The organism is Candidatus Phytoplasma meliae (assembly GCF_016876135.2).
In genome coordinates this window covers 49,842-75,176 of record NZ_JACAOD020000005.1, presented here as the reverse complement: position 1 = coordinate 75,176, position 25,335 = coordinate 49,842, and the positions used below count along the sequence as shown (strand labels likewise).

General features: G+C 26.9%; 19 protein-coding genes. 4 read left to right on the top strand and 15 right to left on the bottom strand.

Annotated features, from left to right (window positions below; genetic code table 11):
- Nucleotides 1–1,227: 1,227 nt before the first annotated feature.
- The 15 genes from CHTY_RS01525 to dnaB form a co-directional block, all read right to left on the bottom strand.
- On the bottom strand, nt 1,228–2,391 hold the full coding sequence (locus CHTY_RS01525) for an IS3 family transposase (RefSeq protein WP_246454062.1): 1,164 nt from the start codon (nt 2,389–2,391) through the stop codon (nt 1,228–1,230).
- Nucleotides 2,392–2,518: 127 nt separating this feature from the next.
- Entirely contained in the window at nt 2,519–3,412 is an 894-nt protein-coding gene (locus CHTY_RS01520; RefSeq protein WP_203552165.1) for a hypothetical protein, read from the bottom strand.
- Nucleotides 3,413–3,488: 76 nt separating this feature from the next.
- Nucleotides 3,489–5,651: a coiled-coil domain-containing protein gene (locus CHTY_RS01515; RefSeq protein ID WP_203552164.1), complete on the bottom strand. Its 2,163-nt coding sequence runs from the start codon at nt 5,649–5,651 to the stop codon at nt 3,489–3,491.
- Nucleotides 5,652–5,772: 121 nt separating this feature from the next.
- Nucleotides 5,773–6,504 (bottom strand): hypothetical protein, encoded by a 732-nt coding sequence (locus CHTY_RS01510; protein ID WP_203552163.1) that lies wholly within the window; start codon nt 6,502–6,504, stop codon nt 5,773–5,775.
- Nucleotides 6,505–6,535: 31 nt separating this feature from the next.
- Nucleotides 6,536–8,773, bottom strand: a complete 2,238-nt coding sequence (locus CHTY_RS01505) for an AAA family ATPase (protein WP_203552162.1) — start codon at nt 8,771–8,773, stop codon at nt 6,536–6,538.
- A gap of 16 nt (nt 8,774–8,789) precedes the next feature.
- Entirely contained in the window at nt 8,790–9,575 is a 786-nt protein-coding gene (locus CHTY_RS01500) for a hypothetical protein (protein WP_203552161.1), read from the bottom strand.
- Nucleotides 9,576–9,875: 300 nt separating this feature from the next.
- Entirely contained in the window at nt 9,876–10,268 is a 393-nt protein-coding gene (locus tag CHTY_RS01495) for a hypothetical protein (RefSeq protein WP_203552160.1), read from the bottom strand.
- Complete coding sequence (locus tag CHTY_RS01490; protein ID WP_203552168.1) at nt 10,240–10,494, bottom strand: hypothetical protein; 255 nt, start codon at nt 10,492–10,494, stop codon at nt 10,240–10,242. The genes CHTY_RS01495 and CHTY_RS01490 overlap by 29 nt, the downstream gene beginning before the upstream one ends.
- Nucleotides 10,487–10,921: a hypothetical protein gene (locus tag CHTY_RS01485; RefSeq protein WP_203552159.1), complete on the bottom strand. Its 435-nt coding sequence runs from the start codon at nt 10,919–10,921 to the stop codon at nt 10,487–10,489. Before CHTY_RS01485 ends, CHTY_RS01490 begins: the two co-directional genes overlap by 8 nt.
- A gap of 272 nt (nt 10,922–11,193) precedes the next feature.
- Nucleotides 11,194–11,484: an HU family DNA-binding protein gene (locus CHTY_RS01480; protein WP_203552158.1), complete on the bottom strand. Its 291-nt coding sequence runs from the start codon at nt 11,482–11,484 to the stop codon at nt 11,194–11,196.
- 128 nt (nt 11,485–11,612) lie between these two features.
- Nucleotides 11,613–11,996, bottom strand: a complete 384-nt coding sequence (locus CHTY_RS01475) for a hypothetical protein (RefSeq protein WP_203552157.1) — start codon at nt 11,994–11,996, stop codon at nt 11,613–11,615.
- 6 nt (nt 11,997–12,002) lie between these two features.
- On the bottom strand, nt 12,003–12,656 hold the full coding sequence (gene tmk, locus CHTY_RS01470; protein WP_203552156.1) for a dTMP kinase: 654 nt from the start codon (nt 12,654–12,656) through the stop codon (nt 12,003–12,005).
- On the bottom strand, nt 12,637–13,278 hold the full coding sequence (locus CHTY_RS01465; RefSeq protein WP_203552155.1) for a hypothetical protein: 642 nt from the start codon (nt 13,276–13,278) through the stop codon (nt 12,637–12,639). Before CHTY_RS01465 ends, tmk begins: the two co-directional genes overlap by 20 nt.
- Nucleotides 13,279–13,283: 5 nt before the next feature.
- Nucleotides 13,284–13,448: a hypothetical protein gene (locus CHTY_RS01460; RefSeq protein WP_203552154.1), complete on the bottom strand. Its 165-nt coding sequence runs from the start codon at nt 13,446–13,448 to the stop codon at nt 13,284–13,286.
- A gap of 2 nt (nt 13,449–13,450) precedes the next feature.
- On the bottom strand, nt 13,451–14,752 hold the full coding sequence (dnaB, locus tag CHTY_RS01455) for a replicative DNA helicase (RefSeq protein WP_203552153.1): 1,302 nt from the start codon (nt 14,750–14,752) through the stop codon (nt 13,451–13,453).
- 165 nt (nt 14,753–14,917) lie between these two features.
- Here dnaB and CHTY_RS01450 point away from each other — a divergent pair, with 165 nt between their 5' ends.
- The 4 genes from CHTY_RS01450 (at nt 14,918) to CHTY_RS01435 (ending at nt 24,444) form a co-directional block, all read left to right on the top strand.
- Nucleotides 14,918–19,240, top strand: a complete 4,323-nt coding sequence (locus CHTY_RS01450; protein WP_203552152.1) for a type ISP restriction/modification enzyme — start codon at nt 14,918–14,920, stop codon at nt 19,238–19,240.
- Nucleotides 19,241–19,637: 397 nt separating this feature from the next.
- Nucleotides 19,638–21,938 carry an ABC transporter substrate-binding protein gene (locus tag CHTY_RS01445; RefSeq protein ID WP_203552151.1) on the top strand — a complete coding sequence of 767 codons (2,301 nt, stop codon included), beginning with the start codon at nt 19,638–19,640 and terminating at the stop codon, nt 21,936–21,938.
- A gap of 92 nt (nt 21,939–22,030) precedes the next feature.
- Complete coding sequence (locus CHTY_RS01440; protein ID WP_203552150.1) at nt 22,031–23,758, top strand: ATP-dependent metallopeptidase FtsH/Yme1/Tma family protein; 1,728 nt, start codon at nt 22,031–22,033, stop codon at nt 23,756–23,758.
- Between the two features lie 80 nt (nt 23,759–23,838).
- A complete protein-coding gene (locus CHTY_RS01435; RefSeq protein ID WP_203552149.1) occupies nt 23,839–24,444 on the top strand; it encodes an ATP-dependent metallopeptidase FtsH/Yme1/Tma family protein in 606 nt (201 codons plus the stop codon).
- Nucleotides 24,445–25,335: the final 891 nt, after the last annotated feature.

Sequence of the window (25,335 nt, the reverse complement as noted above, 5' to 3'; positions counted from 1 at the left end):
TTATTTTAAATAAAATATTCTTTAAAATATAAAAAAACAAGTAAAATACTCAGATATCAAGATTATATGAGCATAAAACTTGTTTTTTTTTTTTTTTGGTGTATAATTGTAGGCATAATAGTTAAAATATTTTTTTTGAATATAGTTGTGTATTATAACTATTATAAATTTATTTTAATTTTTGGAAGTCGATTTTGTAATTTAGATATCGAAGAAAAGAGAAACAGTGTTATGAATGATAAGCTCCACGAAAATGACACTGGATAAGAACAACATTTTTTAAGAAAAAAAATATAATTTTTTCTTAAAAACACAAATTGTTTATTAATTACTTTTATTATAACTCAAAATAGATTTATATCAACATAAAAATTATTTGTAATTTATTTCAACTCCTAGTTCTAAAAAAAGATATAAAAAAAAGACTCTAATGATTTAGAGTCTTTATGAATTCTTCGTAATAAATTGTGTTATACTAAAAATAAGCACCTTTTGGAAGGTGTTAACGTTTGATCTCCTTTCGAAAGGTGTGTAACCTACTTGCGAAAGGAGTTGATACAATATGTTTTTTTATTTTAAAATAAAAATAACGGTGCAAAAAGATACCGTTATTATAGAAATAGAACCTCCCCAGAGGTTCTATTTTCTTACCTGCCTACTTGAAAAAAAGAGTAATACAATTGTACTGTTTTTTTATAATCCCATTTAAACCAGAATAATGTTAATAAAATAACTAACATTAACAACCAAATTTCAAACGGAATCATTTTTATTATAACTCAAAATAGATTTATGTCAACAAGAAAAATATTTATAATTTATTTAATATTTTTTAAAAAAAATATAATATAAGAAAGAAATAAAAACTTTTGAATAGTTTTTATTTCTTTCTTATATATTTGCTTCATATATATTATACTCTTATATTTAGATTCTTGTCAATACTAAAATTTAAATAAAATAATTTTTTTACGAAATTATCTAAAAAATAAGGATTAAGAAAATAAATTAACTAATAAAAAAATAAAAACTCAAAATATTACCCTTTAAATGGGTTTATATTTGTAGTTAGTGATAAACTTCTAATTTTAATTTAAAACGTTATATAGGGGCAAAATAATGTGTTTTAAGTGTATTGTGGTTTTAAAATGTAAATCAATTTTAACCCTAAGAATTAAAAACCAACACAAATTGCCCTCCTTAATCGAGGGCATTAAATTTAATCATTTATTTATTAATATTTTTATATTCCAAAGGTGATAAATAGTTTAAGACTTTTATTTTTCGATAAGCATTATAATATTTAATATAATTATTTATAATTTCTTTAACTTGAAATTCATTAAGATTTTGCATTTTTTCATAATGTATAGTTTCGCGTTTCATATTCCCCCAAAATGATTCCATACAGGCATTATCAGTTGGCGTACCTATTGCTGAATAACTTGCAATTAAATTATTATTTTTTAAATAAGTTTGATATTTTTTAGAAGTATAAACACTACCTCTATCAGAATGAATCACACAAGGTTTTTTTAATTTTGGGATATCTTTTAAAATATCCAAGACAAAATTAACATCTGCAACTTTAGAAATATTATAACTAATAATTTCGCGGTTGTGTAAATCCATCACAGCTGATACAAATAATTTTTTGTTATTAGTCCCAAAAGGAATATATGTGATATCAGTGCATAATTTTTCTAATGAATGTTTTGTTTCATAATTATTTTGAATTAAGTTTTTTAAGTTGTTTTCTTTTTTAATAGCTAAATCATAATAATATTGCGGTTTGCGCTTGATTCTTTCAGATAACAAGCCAAATTTATGCATCAATTTTAATACTGTTTTAGCATTAATCTCAAATCCATCCCCCTTTAATTCTTGATGAACTACCCGATATCCTAAGCGTCTTTTTCTTCTCCCATCTGTTGTAATATATGAGTTTTGTTTGCATATTTGAAACAATGCTTTTTCCAAGTCATTATGTGGCCTAGGATTCATACTTTGTTCTAGCCACCGATAATAACTATTTTTAGAAATATTAAGCCATTTTATTAATTGGTTCAAAGATACATCTTTTTTATATTGGTCAATAATATCTAAATATAATTTTCTGTTTTTTCTAAATGTATTGGCAAGTTTCTTTTTGATGATAGTTTTAATCAAATTATTTTCACTTGTTGGTTTCTTTTCTTTCTTCTTCCTACCAACTGTTCGTTCTAAACGACTTGCACCTTCTTTTTCATACAACCCAACCCAAGTATAAATCTGACTGCGATTTTTAATTTTTAATTGTTTTTGAATTTCTTGGTTAGATTTTCCACTTTCTTTCATAAAAATGGCTTTAAGTTTAATTTTTAGGGAGTAAAAATTTAATTTCTTTAGCAATTAAAAACTCATTCCTGTTTATTTTTTAACCATTTTTAATTATAAACGATATTCTTTAAACTTAAACCAATTTTCTTAAATCTTTTTACTCCCATTTTATTTTTCCTTTCTTTTTACTTATTTTTAACTATAATTCAGTTATACCAGTATTAAATTTTTCAGTAAAGACACTGATGGTATTACGGACTGGGTTAAAATGAAGATGATAGGTTTTTTTTACAGGCATTTTTACACCGCGATCATAATAAAATTGATTAGTGTTTAAAACTGTTCCTCCAACATAATAATCTTTATCCAAATCAATTAAATATTTAGGGCCTTTATAGATGATTTTAACAATATTAGGGTCTTCGGGGTGTTCTATATCAAAGTTACAACCAGAATAAAGAACCCATAACAAATTATCAAGATCTTGTGCATAAAACCCTGATCGTCCAAAGTAATCTTTCCATTCTGAAAAAGGAGTATCCAAAAACACATCATCCATCTCTCCCATTAATAAATCTTGGGGTTCTTTTTGAGTTTGTAAACGTTCTTGGATTGATTTGATTCCTTTTAGTTTTTGAATATCTGCTTCTATTTTGTGATTAGTAATATATTTCTGGTCAATTTGTTGATAAAAATCATTGCCATAAGTTTCTACTCCGATTTGTTCCAATTCAACTTTATGGTTGTGATCGTTTAATAATATAATTTTCTCTTCATCGCGTTCTTGTTTCATTTTAGCAATTTTGGCATCATTAATTGCTTTTTGTTTAACATAATAACCTAATCCATTTAAACCATAAAAAATCCATTCTTTTTCTACCATTTTAAGATTTTTCGGAATTTGAGTTCGATGTTCATTACAATCATCCCATTCTTTAATAGTGTTTATTTTTGTCTCTGGAATGGCTACTATTTTTCTTTTTTTTGGTGGTTTTGGTAAATTAGATTGATAAATAAAGAAACTAATTATTAATATGATTAAAATTAAAATAATAAAAACAATGATCTTATTTTTAGAAAATAACTTTTTCATTAAAATTTTTCTCCCTTTGTTTATTGATATTCAATATTTTAACACATAAACAAAAGTTTTTTCAAGAAAAAACTTATTATTTAAACCAATCCAATAATTTATCGATTGGTTTTGAAAGCCAAGGAATATCGGGTGTCTTATATTGATCGTTATGCCATCTTGCTTGATCTTTTAATTTGTCATTCGCCGCATCAGCTTCTGCTTTTTTCAACCTTAGTTTTTCTAAAAATTCATTTCTTTCTTTTCTCTTTTCATCCCTATCTTCTTTAACTGTTATCAATTCAGCATTTAAGCGATTAATTTCTGCTTGCAATTCTTTATTTTCTTGTGTCAGTAATTTTTTCGCCCCTTCTAACCCTTTAATTTCACCTTCCATTTCTATGATTCGTTGATTTTGTTTTTCAACTACTTCTTGTGAGTTTTTTAATGCTTCTGCTAAACGATTAACTTCATTTCCTAAAGTCGTTACTTGAAGTTGGAGACTAGCAATTTCATCATCTTTATTTTTGATAGTTTCTTTTAATTTGTTTTCGTTTTCTTCTAAAATAGTAATTTTTGATTTAAATTCTTTGATTTTCCCTTTTTTAGTTTCTAGTTGTTTCACTAAAAATTCGTTCGCATTACCGTTTTTTAACAATGCATCTTGTATTTCTTGCATCTCTTTTTCTAGTTGCTTGTTTTCAGTTTTTGATTCATGAAGTTGCTTTTGAATTTTATTTAAATCATTAGTATATTTATCTCTTAAAGTTTTATTTTCTGTTTTTAAAGTATTTATTTCATCTTTAAAACCTTTTTCTTGAATTTCTAGTTGTTTCATTTCATCTTTTAAAGTTTTGATGTAAGTTTCTTTGTTTTTGATTTCAATTTCTAAGGTTTGATCTGGTTGTTGATTATTTAATAAATTATTATATTCTTGTTGCAAAGCCTCTAATTCTTGTTTTTTTGCTTTTAGTTCATCAAAAATTTTATTATAAATTCTCGTTTTTTCTAATTCTTTTTCTGGGTAATTATATTTTGGCGGAGTAATGCTTAAATCACTGTCAGGAATCAATTTCCAATCTATTTGTTTGTTAGGGTCGTTTGTATGCATATAATAAGTATTTTGTGTTTTATTGCCTTTGTCGGTTTGCATAAAAGTAAAAAATCTATCACTCCATGTATTAATCATTATATAATATAACTCATTATCCCCAATTTTTATCGGATTACTTGATATTATTTGGGCTTTATCTTTTATAAAACCTAAATTAGTCTTATAAGCACGCATATCATCTACTTCCAATACAGGAGTAACTTTAATTTCAAAAGGAACAGGAGAATAATACACCACTAAATCTTTCATTTTTCCACTCTTGAGCAAAAAACCTTCATCTTTTTTTATTTCTGCTTGTTCTTGCCAATCCCTATAATCTTCTAATGTTTTACTTATTTCTTGTTGTAAAATATTTTGTTGTGTTTCGAGTTTACCTAATTCTTGGTTGATTTCGTTTATTTTAATTTGTTTTTCTTTTAATTGCTCTCTTAATTGTTTGGCATTTTCATTATTTTTTTCAATTTGTTGTTTTAAATCTTCAGTTTCTTGTTCCAATTGGGTAACGGTATTTTTGTAATTTTCGATTTGGCTTTGAATTACTTCTAGCGTTTTTTGATGTTGTTCTCTTAAATTTATTTGTTCATTTTGTGTTTGAGTTAATTCTTGTTCTAAAACGTTTTTATCTTTTTGTAATTGTTTAATTTTTTCATCTTTCATTTGTAATTGAACTTCAAAATTAATGAATTTTTCTTCTAATTCTTGTCTTAAATCTGTAATAGTTTTTTGTAATTTTTCTTTTTCTTCTGCTGATAATTGTTGATTTTTTAATAATTCATTTTCTTTTTGTCTGATTAAAATTTCTTTTTCATTAATGTCATTATTTAATTTTTCTAAATCTTGATCTTTTTCAATAATGGCTTTTTCTAAAGTTTCAACTTTATTTTTAATTTGAGTGATTTCATTATTTTTACTATTGATAGTGTTGTTTAAATCATTAAGTTCATTGGTTTTATTATCAATTTCTTTTTCTAATTTTTCTTTTTCTTCTTGACTTAAAGTTTGATTTTCTTTTAGTTCTTTATTTTTTTGTTCTAATAAGTTTTGCAAAGAAATTTTGTCATGTTCAAAATTAATTAATTCTAATTTTTGGCTTTGCAGCAAAGCTTCTAAATATTTTTGTTCGATTAAATTTTGTTCTTGTTGCAACTTTTCTGCTGCTACTTTTTTATCTATTTCTTCTTTAATTTCTGGTTTTTGTAAAAAGATCTCATTTTGTCTTTTTGGTGCTACAAAAGAATCCTCAGGAGTAGAAGTTACTCCCGATTCTTTATTTTTTTTTTTTTTGAAGCTCTTTTTCTAGTTCTTCATTATACTTTTTCTTTAATTTTTCTTTTTCTTCTCCCTCGGGCAACCTATCGATATCTGCTTTATTAAAATGTTTTTCAATTACCTCTTGTGATTGGCCTTGGGAAGTTATTGTATCTTCATCTTTAATTTGCCAAAAATTAACTATTCCTGTTACCCCTAATGCTACAACTGCTAAACTCAAAAATGGACCTAAAACAGGGATGGCCCATAATAAAACTGCGATAAAAAATGTAATTGCTATAATAGCAACTGTAGCTATAATTTTACTTACCATTTCACTAATATTTAAATTATTTTGGAAAAAATCTTTAATATATCTTGCTATAATTGTAAAAGGTTGTGAGGCGCCATTCCATGCTGTTTTAATGCCTTTAAAACCTTCATCAATTATTTCAGCAACTCTTGGAAAAACTTTATAAAGCCCGATTCCAAGAAGACCTAAAATCAATATAAATGGTGCTAATTTAAATAAAACATCCCTAAACTTAGACCACCAACTTTTTTGTTTTGTTTCAACTATTATTTTTGATGTGGGTTTTGGGATTATGTTTTTAGGAGTTGTTTTAATTGGGGTTGTTGGTTGTTGTTTTTTTTGAATTGTTACTTTCTTTTTAATTTTTGGGATTGTTTTTTTCATCTTTTTTTGTTTTTTTATTATTTTTTGCTTATTTGCTTTTGGTATTCTTTTCATTACTTTTTCCTTTCTTTTTACTTATTTTTAACTATAATTCAGTTATACCAGTATTAAATTTTTCAGTAAAGACACTGATGGTATTACGGACTGGGTTAAAATGAAGATGATAGGTTTTTTTTACAGGCATTTTTACACCGCGATCATAATAAAATTGATTAGTGTTTAAAACTGTTCCTCCAACATAATAATCTTTATCCAAATCAATTAAATATTTAGGGCCTTTATAGATGATTTTAACAATATTAGGGTCTTCGGGGTGTTCTATATCAAAGTTACAACCAGAATAAAGAACCCATAACAAATTATCAAGATCTTGTGCATAAAACCCTGATCGTCCAAAGTAATCTTTCCATTCTGAAAAAGGAGTATCCAAAAACACATCATCCATCTCTCCCATTAATAAATCTTTAGGGATTTTCTTTTTATCAAAAATAGCTTCAATTTTGTTTCTTCTGTCGCCTTCAATATTGTTTTTCATCACAACATATCTTTCACGAAGTTCATCGCAAATTCCATTTAATTTATCAAAAGTCCAAGTTTTTTCTACAATAGTTTTATCTTGTTTTTGGAGATATTGAACCATTCCTTGACGCCATAATTGATATTGTTCTTCACATTCTTGTCTTCTTTTTACAACTTCTTGTAATGGGTTTTTAGTTTTTAAAATAACATCTTCCAAAGCTTCATCTAAATCAGAAGGCAACATGACTTCATGAGGTTCAATTGGTTGATTCTTTTCTTTTAACTCTGATTTATGAGTATTAGTTTTATAATAAGCAGTTTCAATTAAAGTAGTTAGATCACGGTTAGAAATTTTTTCTGTTTCTTCTTTTTTGGTTTGATTATATTCAACTAATTTTTTTGCCACAGTTTTTAAGTAGGAATAAGTGTGGAAACTGATATTATATGGTTTTACTAAACTATTTAAAAAGTTTTGAATTTCATCATCTTTAATAGGGGCAATATATATTTCTTTGCTAAAACGACTTCTTAAAGCTTTATCGATTTTATCTAAATTATTAGTTGCACCCATTAAAACTACTTTTTTATCACTGCGGTTAAAGCCATCTAATTTGTCTAAAAGAGTGTTGACGATATTTGCTGCAACCGAAGAAGTATTTTCATCACTTCGATTTGGTAACCCATCGATTTCATCAATAAAGATAATTGTTTTATCATGATTTTCTGCTTCTTGCCATATTTTTTCTAATACTTCTTTGCCTTCACCGACATATTTTTGATCGAATTTAGCAGGAATTAGATTCATAAAATGGACGTTAGCTTCACCACATAAAGCTTTGATTAAAAAGGTTTTACCTGTTCCAGGAGGGCCATAAAGTAAATAACCTTTAGGACGCACTTTATCAAAATTAACTAAACTATTATCTGATTTAAAAAAATAAATTAAATCTTTTAATTTTTCTTTTTCTTCACTCATTCCATAAACATCTTTAAAAAGAATTTTATTTTTTTGGTATTTATAAATTTGATTGGTTTTGGTTGCTTCTAGTTCCATTTGTAATTCTAAAACTTGACCTTCAAAAGAAGTAATTTGTTGATCTAAAAAACGATCAAAATTAAGATAATTATCTACTTGGTCTTTGTTATCTTTCGCTTCACTTAATAATGTTTGGATTCTTCTTTTGTTAGCTTGGTTATGAATAATAGCGTTTCCTAATTGATTGATTTTATAGATTATACCTTGCATTGATTCAAAATTAGTTGTGGTTTGGATTATTTGTGAAATGTTGCTTTCGGTTTCACTTTGTTTTTTGTGTAACAATTTTCTTTGTTCAATCAATGCTTTTCCTGTTGCAACCTTGGCGTCTTTTTCTTTTTGAATTTGTTCAATTTCTGCTTGTTTTTGAATTCTTTCTTCTTTGGTTAAAGTTTCAAATTTTTTTGTTAAATCCTGATTCATTTCATTAAGTTTTGTTGTAATTGTTTCCACTTCAAATAAATTATCATCAATTTTTTTAGCTAAGATATTATCTTGTTTTGTTAACTCTTCTCTTTTAGTTTTTTCTTCAGCTAGTTTTGCTGACAATTCATCTAGTTTTTTTTGGATTTTTTCACTTTCTTCTTTTTCTAATTGTTGTTCGTTTTTTTCTTGTGATTGTGTTTTTGTTTGTTTTTCTTGGATTAAATAATGATAAATTAATAAACCAAGTCCACTTAGAAAAAGAATTAATAAAGATAACCAGTAGCTGAATTTAGACCAAGAAAAAGGGGACTTGGAAATTTTATTTGTTAAGTTTTTTTTCATATCCTTCCAAGTATCCTTATTTTAAATTATTAAGTTTTTTTTGTTTGTTATTGCGGTATTCAATTAAAGTTTTTTGTCCTTCTTCGTCGTTAATAGTTTTTATTTCAGCATCTAAATTTTTAATATCTTGGTCTAATTTGAGTTGTTTCACTTTTAAATTTATAGAATTTTTAATGTCTTGAAGATTTGTTTGTTGTTTGGTTTTTTCATTATTCAAAGAAGTTTTAGTTTCTGTGTTAGTTTCAGTAATTAATTTTGTTGTAATATCTTGAATTAATTTTTGCGATAATTTTTTTTCTTCATTTGATTTCAATAATTTTTCTACTTCAATTAAGGTTTTTTCTTTTGTTAGTTTTTCTTCAGTTGCAAGGTGTTTTTCCGCAAGGTCAGTTGTGGTTTGGAGTTGCACTTCTTTATCTTTAATTTCTTGTTTTAACTGATCACTAAATTCAATCAAAAACTTTGCATTTTCTAATTCTTCGAGTTTGGTTTTTTTTAATGCAATAACTTTTTCAATAATGTTTTTTTCTTCTTGGGTTAATTTAGAATCTTTTAACTCTTCTTCTATAATACTAATTTGTTGCTTTAATTGTTTAATTTGTAAAAAAGAATCAAGATAGATATTTTGATCAGTTTCTGGTTTAGGGTTTTCAGAAACTTGTTTTTGCTGAGGTTTTTCTTTAATTTTATATTCATAAAGTAATAAAGAGCCAATCGTAATAATAGCTGAAACCCCAATAATTATAAAGATTGTTAAAATTTTATTTCTTTTTTTTGAATAATTTTTTTTATAAATTTTCATTTTCGTTTTCCTTTGTTTTTATTTTTTATTTAAATTATCTAATTTATCCATTGTGTCTTTAAAATCTTGTTTAGTTTGTTTTTTGAAATCAGTTAAAGTATTGTCAACTTTATCTACTTTGGGTTCTACTTTATTTATGTTAGAGTTAATGTTCCAATAAATAATTCCCAATAATGTAAAAATGAAAGTGGCAGCACCGTAAAAAGATTTAATCAGAAATTTTATAATTAGATCTTTTGTAAAATATTCCTCTTGTTTATTTGATTTTTTAGTTTTTTGTTTCTCCTTTTGTTTAATTTATTAATTATTTTTGAAATCGATTATTTCATTAGTTAAACTCAAAATATCTAAACCACAATGAAACAATTGATGAAAGAAAGCATAAATTTTTGCTCTTCTTTGTGGGGGATTTATGTTTTGTTTTTGGGTAGCATTCAGTTGTACTTGCTTTATTTGTTTTTTGATTAAATTATTTTCTTCTCTTAATAAAGTTTCTTGTAATCGTTTATTTTCTTGTTGAAGTTTGATGAAGTTATTGTTTTCTTCCATAAAACAATCGTTATATTTAAAAGCATTACAACGTTTTAAAGTTTGATGAGGTTCTAATGCAAAGATTTTTGTAGTATTAGCAATGAAGAAAATTAACACCAAAAAGAAAATTAATTTAATTGATTTGAATTTGATTGATTTCATTTTCTGTTTTATCGTTTGTTTTAATTAAATTTAAATTTTTTTGATTTTGGTTGTTGGTTAAAGATGGTTTATTATTTTCTTTTTTTAATTCATTAACTGTTTTTGCCATTTCTGGAGGTTGAGTATAATAGTTAATATTGAAAAATATTTTTTTGACGATAAACAACAGGGCAGTGGTAAATAAAGATCCAACAATAAAACCAATTGCAAAATTTAGTTCATTCATCTTCGTTTTCCTTTCCATAAGTATTTATTTGTTTTTTTGTTTGTTGTTTTGATTCTTTTTTTGATTGCCAAATAGCGACTTTATGTTTTTGTTGTTGTAATTGAGATAATAATTTATCATTTGCGATTCTTACTTGGTCTAATTTTTCAAGTAATAATTGTTCTTGGTGTTCTTGTTTGGCTGATTTAATTTCTAAATTTCTTAGTTTTCTTTGAGGGAAAAAGAAACCAAGAAATATATTTTTAATAAAAATAATGATGTTTGATAAAAAATTAAAGATTGGTTTGAATCCTGTCATGATTAATAACGTAAATAAAACTGTTTCTATGGTGTCTATTCTTCGTTCGAAGATTTCGGCAGTTGTAAATCCTTTGTAATAACGAAAGAAAAAGATACCAATAGATGCTAATGTTGAAAAAATAAACATAATTACTCCTAATTTTTTATTATAAATTTATTAAAAATCAAATAAAGAAGTTATAAAAGAAAAAAGCATTATAAATGGTAGATAAATTAAGAACCCTGTTAAAAATAATATTTTCATAAATAATCGAAATATATTTTCTCCATATGTAATATCGGTATGGCAAAACTTATTATGAAATATATATTTTTTAGCGAAATATTTAAAAAATCGCCATAAACTAAGTTTATTTTTTTTCTTAATTATTTTATTCATGTTTTATTATCTTCTTTTTTTTATTTAAGAACTAAATCTTTGACTTCATCTTTGATAGTTTTAGATAATTTGAAAGTGACTATCGTTTTGGTTGGAATTTTGATTTTTTTACCTGTTTTGGGGTTGCGCCCTATGTGGGCTTTACGAGTTTTTAAGATGAATTTGCCTAATTTAGGGGACAAGATTACTTCTTCATTGGAAGTGATTGATTTGATGAGAGCATGTTCTAATGCATTATAAAATTCTTCTGTTTTAGTAATAGAAGTTTTGTTAACTTCTGAGATTTTTTTGATTAATTCTTTTTTAGTCATTTTTTGTTGTTCTCCTTTTTATTGTTTTTAGTTTTTGGTTTTAATTTACTACGGTCTTTGAAGTATGTATCACGGTAGATTTCAGTCATGGCGTCGCTCATATTTTATTTTCTCCTTTGATTAATTTTTTAGTATTTTTTTAAAGTCTTTAAAAAATACTTGCATTGGTCGCATTGACAGTTTATTGTTTCAATAGGCGTTCCTAGAACCTTCGAAAGTTTTTGTATTTCTTGGTCTAAATCAGCCATGGGAAAGGTAAAAGTCCTTGCTTGCTTCACTTTATAGTTTTTTTTATAATGATATTGTTTTTCTGTGGTTTCCTCACCAGATACTGTAACACCTGCATAAAGTAACATTTCTTTTTTAAAACGAAATTCTATTGTAGTTGAAGCATTAGTTATATAACTATCAACATCATATTTCATAGTGAAAATATTATTATCTACAGTTATATTCAGATTATCTTCTTTTTGAAAACCCTCTAAAAGTTTGTTTTTTAAATTTTGATACATAATTTTTCAATCTTTCCTTTGATTTTTAGTAGTTAATATTTGTATTATTTGTTGTAATATTATTTTTTGAGAATTGTTGGCATCAATTAAAAAATGATTACATTTTAAATGTTTACATTTTGAATTAGTACAATATTGATATTTATTTAAATAATATCGACGCACATTTTCGAAATATGAAATTGGTTTTTGTTCGATTAAATCCAATTTGTGATTTAGTTGATTTGATTTACGATTTAATGAGGTTTTGGGGTTGATGTCGAGATAAAAAATGATATCAGGTTTAATTAGAAAATGATTGATTATATTGGTAGTTATTTTATCATCGTAATCAATACAATTTGCTTTACTTTGGTAAGTATAAGTAGAATCAAACCAACGATCGATTAAGATGATATAACCTTGTAATAAAGATGGGGTGATGAGTTCTTCTTGGGTTTGGATCATATTGGCCAAACTTAACAAATATTTTGTGTTTGAGGTAACTTTGGGATGATGTAAAAATAAATCTCTAATTGTATTACCAACACATGAATCTCCTAAACCTTGAATAGTTTTAACCAAATTGTTGGTGGATTCTAGATGATGTTTGAGTTTGGAAATTAAAGTTGTTTTTCCGCTACCATCTAAACCTTCAAAACTAATTAATTGCTTTTTCATTAGAATGAACCATTTTTTTGATTAAATTAATTGGTGAAAATTTAATGAAATTATTTTTTAGTAAGTTTTTCATGAAGTTATTTGATTCTTCTGAAAAACAATTAATCACTTGGTTGATATGTTGGACTTTGCCGTTTTTGATTTTGTGATTTAGTCTTTCAGATTCGATTGCATCATTAGTTAATAAATAAAACTCAAAGCGAGTATCTAGTTTTTTGAGTTGTTGGGCTTCTATTATTGATTGGTTATAACGTTCACGGAGGCAAGTTTTGAAATTGAAGGCGATGATTCTTTTCTTTTTTGTAAATAAAACTAAATTAAATTTAATGTCTGGGATAAAAAATAAATATGATTGAGGATATAAATTCGTGATGCCTTTGTGATGAAAATAAAGCAAAATGAGATATTCATTGATTTTACCACGGATTACTTTTTGACTTTGAGAGTTGTGTTGGTTCTCGATTAAAAAGTTGTTTAAATTAGAATGTGAGGTTTGCATATATTCATTGAAATTTAAATTAAAGAGGTTAGGGAAACAGATTTTTTTGGTAATCTTAACACTTAAAGAATTGTGATTAAATATATTAATGTTATTAAAATAAGAATTAGTAAGGTATTCCATTTTATTTATTTTTCCCTTCTTTTTAGTTGATTAGGGTGTTTTAGGTGGTGTTCTTTTAAAGCTTTGTTGTATCCTTGGTTAAAATAATATGAAGTTAACATATCAAAAAATGAATCTATTGTGAGATTTAAAAATAAAATATTAAAAATAATTAAAATAAAATAAATCATTTTTATTCTCCTATTTGTTCTTTTTCTATAAATTTTTGGATTTGTTTATAAAAATCAAAATCACATTCACCTAATTGCCCACTGCGGTTTTTAGCGATTATTAATTTAGTGTGCGGGTTATTATCGGGTTTTTGGTAATAACTTTCACGATGTAAAAGCATTACCACATCTGCATCTTGCTCGATTGTGCCTGAATCTCTTAAATCTGTTAATTGAGGGGCTTTTGATTCTCTAATTCTTACTGCTCGATTCATTTGACTTAAAGCTATGATTGGTATATTAAGTTCACTTGCTAGTTTTTTGAGTTCTCTTGAAATTACCGCGATTGCTTGATAGGTATTAAAATTTTGGTCTTCTTTTAATAAATGCAGATAATCAATAAAGACAACATCAAGTCCTTTGGTATATTTCATTTGACGGCATTTGATTTTAATATCTTCAATTTTGTTATTTCTATCATCATCAATAAAAACATCAATTTTATCTATTTTATGTTCTGCAACAGCTAAGGAACATTTATCAGTGGCATTGAGGTTTTTATGAATTAGATTTTTTAAAGGAACATTTGATGTTGCAGAAAGTAACCTAAGACCTAATTCTGATACTGCCATTTCTAAACTAAAAACTACTACTTTTGGTTTTTTAGTGTTTTCATCAAACTTTTTAGCCATATTATAAACTAAATTAAGCATTAAGGCTGTTTTACCCATGCCCGTACATGCTCCTAAAATAATTAATTGTTGGTTTTTAAAACCACCAATTAATTCATCAAGATTATCAAAACCTGTTTTTAAACCTACTAATTGATTAGAATCATGATTAGAAATGACATTTTTACGAATACTAGGGATTAAGGTTTTAACTGATATAAATGGTGATTTAGTGTTTTTTATAAAACCTTCTACTTGGGTTTTAACTGATTGTAAATAATTATGAATGTTTTTGGTTTTTGATATTTCACTAGGTAATTGTTGGATTAAACTTAATAAATCTTTTTTTAATGAATTTTCCTTAATCAAATCAATATATGTTTCTAAATATTGACTAGAAGGAGTCATTTCAGTTAACTCAATTAAATAATTAATTCCTCCGATTTTATTTAAATGATTGTTATTTTTTAAAATAGAACTTACAGAAACATAATCAATATCATGATTTTGTTTTTTGAGTTGCTTCATTGCTTCAAAAATATAACGATGACTTGGGTGGGCAAAGTTCTTGGGGTTAATTAAACTTATAACAGCATCAATTTTTTCAGGGTTTAAAAACAATGTTCCTAATAATGCTTGCTCTGCTTCTAACATTAATCCTCCTTTTTCAATTTGGGTATAAAAAAATAGCCAAACTGTTTATTTTTAATCAATAAACAATTTGGCTATTTTGTTGTTCTTAACTAGTTCCATTTTTTTGGGGCACTTTAGAAAAATACCGAAATTAGAGATAATAATTCGCCCCATGTGAAAGGTTGGATGGGAGAGAAGAAAGTTTTGCAATGGTTGCACACTCATCCTCAATTTAAACTTTTTGATTCATTTGAACCAACTAAAACCAATACCGAAGGAATTGATTTCATAGGTTTTATTGGAGATGAAAAAATAGCAGCTATTCAAGTTAAAAATTATGCGAGTATAATCACTGGAAAAGACATATTTAATTTTGTTGCAGTTTTTAAAAAAGAAAATGAATATCAGAAAGGTATTTTTGTTAATGTTGGGGAAGGAAAGTTAACCCATAAAGCTGCAAATACCTTAAGAGAAAATAATATCGATATTATCTATGATATCTTAGTCGATGATTCAGAAAAAGATACACGACAAAAGCCAAATTTAAAATCTTTGAATTATCAATTATATGATCACCAAAAAGAAGCTGTGGAAAAAGCCAAAAGTCATTATCAAAAAAATGATAAAGGGATTTTGGAGATGGCTTGTGGTACTGGGAAAACTTTTGTTTCTAAAAAAATTATGGAATCATTGTTGCCAGAAGGGGGATTGGTTTTTTATTTTGTCCCTTGGCTTTCTTTGCTTGAACAAAGTATGTATTATTTCAATGATGATCGCATTTTGACAATTCCTGTGTGCAGCACGCAAGAAGAGATAATCAAGAAGGATCGCGAAATGGATTTGGTTGAGAGTTCGATCATTGATTTAAGTATGTTGTTAAGTGTTAAAAATTTAAATACTTATCGCAATAGATACAAGTATATTATGATTTTTTGTACTTATCAATCAAGGGATAAATTAATTGAGCAACAACGTCTTAATTTGCTTCCAAAAGCGGATTTTATGATTTGTGATGAAGCCCATCATACTGTTTGTAAGTCCGGTGAACAAGAAGAAGATTGTAATTTGCATGAGGATTTAAAAGCTGCTAAAAAGTTATTTATGACAGCAACTGTTAAAGTATATCGTCGTGTGAAATCTTCAAAAGATGACCTTGCTTTATTTGATATGAATAATGAGAAAGTTTATGGAACGATTTTTTATTCTCTTGATTTAGGAACTGCTATTGAAAAAGATATTTTGTGTGATTATGATGTTTTAGTTGCTCGTTTTGATAAGGATGCAGCTAACAAGATTTATGAACAATTAGATGATGAAACCAAACAACAAAGTAATTTATTGAATAAAAATTTTTCTAGTCAAGAAAATAAGTTCATTAAAAAGATAGAGAGCGATCAAATTTTGGAACAAGATAAACAAAAATTTCAATATGAATTAGAAAAATTTCGCAAACAAAAACTTTTATCCAATATCGCTCAAGTGGTGGCAGTTTATAAAGCAATGGAAAAATCATTTCATAAGAATTATGATTCAACTACAAATTCAGTTTCTGGTATTGCTTTTGTTAATAGTTCAATGAAACAACGTTCTCGAAAGGCGAAAAATTTTGCTCAAAATATTTTTAAGATACTTAATGAAGAGCGCCAGAAAACTCACTCCTTTAATTTAGCTACCGATTATATTGAAGGCACAATGTCCCCTTTGCAACGTCAAGAAAAACTGGATAAATTAGTTAATCAAACTCCTTTTTTATTGTGGAATTGTCGTTGTCTTACTGAAGGGATTGATGTGCCTCAATGTGATACTATTGTTTTTTTTGATCACAAACAATCTTATATTGAAATTATTCAAGCTATCGGAAGAGCTTTAAGGAAAGATCCGCATAATCCTAGTAAGAAAGCTACTATTATTTTGCCTTTTAATATTGAAGAGTCTTTAAATAAAGGTATTTCTTTAGATAATAAAGAGTTCTTTAAATTATTTGCTTCTATTTTGGCTATAGATAGTCGTAATAAAAATCTTAAAACTAAGGAGAAAAGAGTCAAGGATGCTACGGGAAGGAGCGACTTAGGAACAGAGGAGAACAATAAAAATTCTAAAGATTATACAAAAGAAATCGATTTTTGTAATAAATATGTTAATTTAGAATTAAAAAAGATGTCTCGGGTGAGTTGGAAAAATGTTGTTTTTGAGATTAAGAAAACACTTGATGACATTCAAAAGATTGTTGCAAATAAGAGCAGTAATTTGGCTTTGAAAAAAATAACTAAAACCTTTGGCACGATTTTAAAGATTCATGAAAGCGCTGTTGATGAATTGCAAGCTGGAGAAATTTTAGCCCAGTATATTTTATTTTATCCTATTTTAAAAAAGATTTACAATACTAAAGAAGATTTGGTTTTTAAATCAGACTTAGATCAAGATATTACAGCCTTAAATATTGATGCTGAAATTAAAAGCATTGCTGATAAGACTATTAATTTTTTCTTACAAACTCTAGGGTTTCAATATCAAAAGTTAGATGATAAAGAACATATTTTTAATCAAATTTATAATGATGTTTTAAAAGAGACTAATCCAACATTAACTAAAGAAAAAGGGATGTATTATACTCCTGAGTGGATTGTTAAAGTTTTATGGGATCTTTTAATTCATCTTGGAAAGTTAGATTTTCGAAATCAAAAACATCATATTTTAGATCCAGCTGCTGGTACAGCTCCTTTTGTTGCTCATTTTTTACGTCATCATGTATTTTCTCAAGATCGTATTGATAAATATTATGATGATTTGTTGCATATTCAAGAAATTAATTTTACTTCTTATATGATTGGTTTGTTTAAGGTTGCCATTGCTGCTAATAAAGATTATTTTTTAAAAAATGCTCATTGGGGCGATTCTTTAAAACCTCCAGCAGAGAATGATCATATTATTAGTAAACAAGGTAATTTGGAGCGCAATAAAATTAAAATTTGTATTACTAATCCTCCTTGGAGGGGCGGTCAAAAAAAAGATACTGGGAGAAAACAAGAATTATATCTTCCTAAGGATTCAGATGCTCAAGAAAAAGGTAAATATTGGGTGGATGAAAGAATTAAAGAAACTTTTGTTAAGAACACTTCTTCTCAAAACCCACGCTCTTTATACGACATGTATTGTCGCTTTTTGAGATGGTCCCTGGATAAAATTCACAAAGGTTGGATTGCTATGGTTTTGCCTAATTCCTTTTTAACAACCACGGTTGAAGGTTTAAGAATTAGTTTGACACAAGAATGTCAAAAAATTTATATTGTGGATTTAAAAGGAAAAGCTGGAATGGAAGCTGATCCTACTCAAGAAGGGGAAAATGTTTTTAAAACCGAGACTCAAGAGGCCAATACCCGAGGCTGCTGTTTATTATTGTGTTATCTTGATAAAGATGCTTCTGTTAAGAATGATACTTTTTATGTTTCAGTTCCTCCTGAAAGTGTTGAAAATAAAAAACACTTTATTGAAACTCATTATAAAGAAAAAGATTTTTTTCAAAAAATTATGTTAAATAAAGAAGGGCATTGGTTTTTTAAATCAGAAAAACTTCCTAAAGGATGGCAACCTTTAACAAAAAAAGAACACAAACAAGATCTGCAACCTCAACAATTTTATTTCACTACTCGCAACGATGGCATAGTAAGCGGTTGTGATGAATTTGTTTATTATCGTGATTATGACCAACTGAAAGAAAGAATGATCTCTTTTATCCAATATTATAATGAGTGTCGCTTTAGCCAAGAAACTCCAGAAAAACCTTTAATTATGAAATGGCATGATAATTTAAGAAAAAAATGTCTTCAAAATAAAGAAATTATTTTTGATGAAAATAAAATTATCAAAGCTTATCGTCGACCTTTTGATAAACAATATCTTTATTTCGATTCACTTATTATTGATGAGATCCACAACCAAGATAAATACTACTCCCATCCTAATCTATCTCTTTGTGTTAGTGATAAAAAACCAACTTTTGATTGTTTAATAGTAGATTGTGTTCCTCATGCGTCCATGTTGTCCCATATAAAATGCTACCCCCTAAGCGAATTCATCCCAAGACCTCCTTATCAACCCAAAGAATGGATGGCAATCTTATATGCTCTTTTCCATCACAAAGGATATAAACAATCTGCTTCTAATTTCCTAAAACATAATCTACCAACTATTCCGCCATTAACCAAAGAACAACAAGAACAGTTATTACCTATTGGAAAAAAATTAATGGAGTTACATCTTAATTATGAAATTGTTGAACCAACTACCATTTATCACAATTCACAAGATGTAGAACATCCAGAAAATTATATTAAATATCATTCAAAAATGCCTTATGTTCCTAAAGTTGCTTTAGAATATTGTTTGCAAGGAAAACCGATGTTGTATAAATTAAGAGATTCTGAAATCTTTGGAAAACTAACGACTGTGGCTTTAGAAACAGCTTTATTATTGCAACAATTAAACAAGATTGAATTAGATCTAGAATAATGTTTTATCTTTAAAAACCTCATTATCATTACTTTTATTATCTTAATTTATTATTGTTGCAATTAATTCCCCTTTCTTCTAAAAAACGCATGTTGGTAAACATAATTAAAGAAGAAATTGAAAAATTAGTTTAATTATTTAAATAATATTACAAATACAAAGAGACTTTTGTAAGTCTCTTTTTTTATTTTAATGAAATTTGATCCAAAATATAAAAAAACAAGTAAAAAATTCATATATAAAGATTATATGAGCATAAAACTTGNTTTTTTTTTTTTTTGGTGTATAATTATAATTAATAGCTATTTATATTGAAAATTTGATAGCTATGTCATGTGATGCGATCATTCAATATTACATTAAAATAAAAAATAAAATGCAATAGAAAGGATTCAAAATGAATAAATTTAAAAACTTTATTAACAAGAATAAAAAAATATTATTAATTAGTAGTTTAAGTTTGTTGCTGGTTTTAACAATTATAGCGGCGGGATGGTGTTGGTGGAAAGTCAAGCAGCCAACTTCATCCATTTCCGAACAAAATATTTCGGAAAGACAACGTTTTAAAGATAATTTAGAACCAGTTAATCAAGAATTATTGCGAATTGCTTATCCAGAAGAAATAGGATCCTTAAATCCTTTGCACCCTCAAACCCCCCCTCATGTTAATGTGAGCAAAGGTCATCTTCATCAATCAATTTATAAATTATTAACTAAATCGTTTTTTGAAGAAAAACAAGACGCCAATTTTTTACTTCTTCTGCCTAATTTGATTGTTTCTGTAAAAGATAATGATAACCAAGAATATCAAATCAAAACAGAAGCAGATTTTCATAATGCCAAAAATATCCAAAGCCCTGCTTTTAGTTTTAAAATACAGGATCATGCCACATTTGAAGATAAACAACCGATTAATACTGATGTTGTTGAATATACAATCGAACAATATTTAAAATATTATCAAAATAATTATCGCAATAAAGATTTTAAAGATAGAATTAAGTCGTTGCAACATATAGGAATTGAGTTCCCTAGCTGTTCAGAAGACAACAGTGTTATTAATTTGAGTCAGTGTTTTGAAAAAGTTTCTGATTTAGAATTTAAAATTAAATATCCTGAACCTAAAAATTTATTAGAAGTGATGCAAAAAATTAATAATATTACATTGGTTCCAAAATTACAATTTTCTCAATCTTTGGTAGGTGATGAAATTAGATACGGCACTAAACAATATCCCTTTATTTCTTATGGTGATTATAAAATTGCTTCAGGTTATAATCCTGATAAATGTATTTTTGTTCGTGTTGATGGCGTTAATTCTGGAAACACACCAGTGATTAATAAAAATAAAAAACCTCAAACAATTGAAATCATTACAATGACTCAAGAAGAACAACAAGAATTGTTACAACAACATAAATTAAGTTTTGTTATCCCTTTGGTGCCCAAAGAATGGAATATGTTAGATAAATACTTAGATAATCCAGGTTTAGAGTCATTTTCTAGTAATTTTATTTCTTTGTTTAGAATAGAAGATGATGAAAATACAGATGAACAATCTTTAAAAAAAGGTGATGCGTTATTAAAAGATGTGTGTTTTAGAAAAGCTTTGTTTTATGGTTTGAACCGTGCCCAAATTGCTGATATAACAAAGATGTCCCCTTCTCTTTCGTTGGTATCAGATGTTGCCAAAGTTTCTGAAAATGCTCCTTTTTATAATGGAACTCAAGAACATCGAGATAATGTTTATGAGTTTTTAAAAGAAGATGGCATTATTGAAAACGATACCAATCATAATTTAGATGACAATAATTTATTGATTTCTTTGAAAGATAAATTTTTGGAAAAAGCAAAAGTTTTAATTAAACAATCTTATGAACAGTTTATTAATAAATATTATTCTGAATCTAATGAAGATTCGATAGTTCCTTTAGAGATTAAATTGCGTTATCAAAGTGATGCAGTTGAAAAAGAAGCAGTGGATAAAACTATTGAAATTTTAGAAAATCTTTTTTCTGATGCTTTAGGTGTTAATAAAATTAAAATTAAGAAAATTAAAGTAGGATTAGAACCGAATGCAACTGAAGAAGAGGTGGCCGCCCTGATGATGGATCCTGAATTATTTAACCCCAGCAACTATTCAGGTTACACTAACCAAGATAAAGATGATCCTGACACTATTCTTTATCACTTTATTCCTTATAACAACCAGCAAACTATTAAATTCAATTTACCACAATTTAGACAATATTTGGAAACCCATTTTGGAAATTTATCAAATGAACAAAAACCCGATTGGTATCCAAAATTAATGACAACAGGTGGAGAATTGGAAATATTGGATTTAACTAGTAAACAATTTAGTGATTTATTAAAATTAGATTCTACAACCACCATTCAAGATGCTACAAGTCAATTAAATGCATCCATTAAAAAGGTACACTTTAATGCCATTAGTGAAAATGGGGATTGGGAAGGAAATGCTACACAATTAATCGGTGTTTTAAGTACTAGTTTATTAAAAGCTAATATTTCACAACAAGCCAAACAAGATGTTTGTGTCGAAATTATTAAAGTGTTAGAAAAAAACCGTTATAATCAATGTTATTCTATTCCTTTAACCACTATTAAAAAATTTGTTGTTTTTGATGATGTTTTACGCGATAAAGACAATTATTTAAATTTTTTTCATTTTTAAAAATTGGATTTTTTAAAAGCAATATTGGAAAATTTAATTAATATTGAATAATCTTCTTTGATTACATAACAGAAAGGAAAACCAAAGCAGGAATGTTTCAAAAAATTAAACGGAATTATTTAAAATTTTTAATTCTTATTGTTTTGCTAATTGTGATTTTTGCTAATGTTTTTTTAGGAGTGGGAAAATTTAATCCGAAAGGAATTTTAATTGGGGAAAATGATGTATTTAAAAAATATAACTCTTCAACTATTAGAAAAATACGTTATAGTCAAAGAGGTTTCCCTCATTTGAGATCTTTTGCCAATTATGATAAAGTAGAAATTGAAGATATTAATGGTATTTTTTTTTATGCTGATGTTTATAAAAACGAAATTGCCCCTTTAATGCAAAAAATTCCTTCTGAAAAAGTTTTTAGTTTTGATGTTGTGACCTTTTTTTTAGATATTTTGAGTCCTTTTTCAACTATAGTATTTTTGTTTTATATTTTATTTCAAAAGAAATTTTTAGGCGGACAATTAGAAGGAGATACTAAGATAAATTCTAAACAAAAATCTCTTTTTACTTTCAAAGATGTTGCAGGCAACGAAGAAGAAAAAGAAGAGATGAAGGAGTTAATTGATTTTCTTAAAAATCCTCGCAAATATGAAGAAATTGGAGCTTCAATTCCTAAAGGGGTTTTATTAGAAGGACCTCCTGGAACAGGAAAAACCTTACTTGCTAAAGCAGTAGCAGGAGAAGCAGGCGTCCCTTTTTTTGCTGTTTCAGGTTCTGAATTTGATGGTATTTTGGTGGGTTTAGGAGTTAAAAAATTACAAAAATTATTCAAAGAAATAAATTATCATGCTCCTTGTGTTTTGTTTATCGATGAAATTGATTCGGTAGGAAAAAAACGCGGAGGAATCGATAATAAACACGAACAAACCCTAAATCAACTATTAACCGAAATGGATGGCTTTAACACTTCTAAGGGGATTTTAATTATTGGAGCCACTAATAGAAAAGACATGCTAGATGCTGCTTTACTTCGTCCTGGTAGATTCGACCGTCAATTTACTGTTGGTTTACCTGATTTCAAAGCAAGAGAGGCCATTTTAAAAGTGCATGCTAAAAATAAAAAACTAGCCCAAGAAGTTGATTTATCACAAATTGCCAAACAAACTCCTTATATGAGTGGAGCTCAACTTGCTTCTGTATTAAATGAAGCTTCTATTTTAACAGTTCGCAATAATAAAACATTAATCACAAATGAAGAATTATATGAAGCTATCGACCGCGTTTTAATGGGTCCTGCCAAAAAATCACGTAAATATGATGAAGATGAGAAAAAAATGGTTTCATATCATGAAGCAGGACATGCTGTTATTGGATTGAAATTGCAGCACGCTCAAAAAGTCCAAAAAGTAACCATTATTCCTCGTGGTAATGCAGGTGGTTACAACTTAATGCTTCCTGAAAAAGAAACTTTTTTTTCTTCTAAAAAACGTATGTTAGCAAATATCATCTCTTTTTTAGGAGGACGTGCAGCTGAAGAATTAATTTTTGATGATATTTCAAATGGTGCTTATGGCGATTTTAAATCTGCCACTCAAATTGCTACTCAAATGGTAACTAAACTTGGCATGAGTGAAATAGGTCCTGTCCAAGATACAGATAAAAAATCTGTTGATAAAGAAATTAAAAATATCATTGATACTTGTATGCAAGAAGCTAATAAGATTATCCAAGAAAACCAAGATTTACTTCATAAAATAGCTAATTTATTACTGAAAAAAGAAACTATTACCAAAGAAGAAATTGAAAAATTAATTTCAAAATAAAGGTCATAAATATGCATTTTTTACGCTTGAAAAAACATATCATATGGGGATTAATATTTGTTCTACTGGTTATAGAAAACATGATGATAATTTTTTATTATAAAAACTTATATAGCCCAACCTCGCCTCCCCCTAACACCATTATTCAAGATGGTGCAACTTGCGACAATAAAGAGGAAGAAACAAAAACTGCTGTTCATGAAGCAGGACATGTAGTGGTAGCTTCGATATTAGGAAGACAAATAAAAAAATCCTATATATCAGGAAGCAAAGGGGGCACATTTTATTATCGCAAAGCTGATAAAGATATGAGTTTACAAGATTATTTAGATGAAATCACAATTAATTGTAGCGGTAGAGCTGCAGAAGTTTTGGTCTTTAATAACGATGGTGGTAAAACAAATTATGAGGATGACGAACAACACACTAAGGAAGAAATAAATAAGATCTTTGATAAACAACTGGGTGATGATTATTTAAAAAAGAGGCATGACGCCAAACATCAAGCTACTTCAGATATTTTAAATGAATGCTATAATAGAGCTAAAAATATTTTGATTAAAAATAAATTTATTTGGAAAATTATTGTTGAAAGGTTATTAAATAACAAGTCATTAGATGATGAAGGTTGTTTGATCAAAAAACCTATGAAAGACTTAACATCGCAAAGATCATGGACTTGGTAATGTTTTTTGTCGTTCACTTCATATTTTTTAAAGAATACACAGAAAAATAAAAATAGCAGCATTGCATAAATCATATTTTAATAAATATTTTGAAGATACAAAGGGTGGGATATACCAAACAATGACTTATTCTTACTTCCTTCCCCCTTTTTTTATTTTTGACCTAAATTACTGAACTTCTATGATTCCTGGGTAACATTAAAATATCAATACCAATATCTTTTGAAATTAGTGAAATATCAAAAAAGTTTAAATACTTTTTCACTCTTCAGATATAAAAATAGATTTCTTTAGTTTGAAAAGATATGAAATGATAGGATTAATTTTTTAACCTTAAAAAATAATTTTAATAGATTAAACAAAAAAACACTTCACCAATAACTGTTTTAAAATGAAATTTCCCAAAAGTTGGTCGCCCCTTTCTTAGTTGTTTCAAAACTCATTTTATCTTTTTTTGGTGCACAGCATCATCGTTCAAAAATGCTAAACAACTTATGCAAGTGATATCAGATGATAATTTATCAATTTTTTCATAAATGTGTTTTTAAAAAGTATTTTTTTAGTATAATATAAGTATATTAGATAGTATTTTTTTATTTTATAAAGCGATTAATTGTATTTCATAAATGTAATTTTATTTGTCAATCATAATTTTGATAATTTAAAAAATATAGCATTTGATTAACTTAATGCGTTTTCAATTAATTGTTAAAGATAAAAAAGCCACACTTTCTTATCACATGAGTCAATAAAATTTATTATTAAATGACTTGTATTTTAAGATTTTTATAAAATTAATACTACTTATATATCGTTTTTTCATTTAATTAAGATGAAACAAAGATATTTAGAATTTTGTTATGTAAAATGATGATCCAATTATCATCAAAT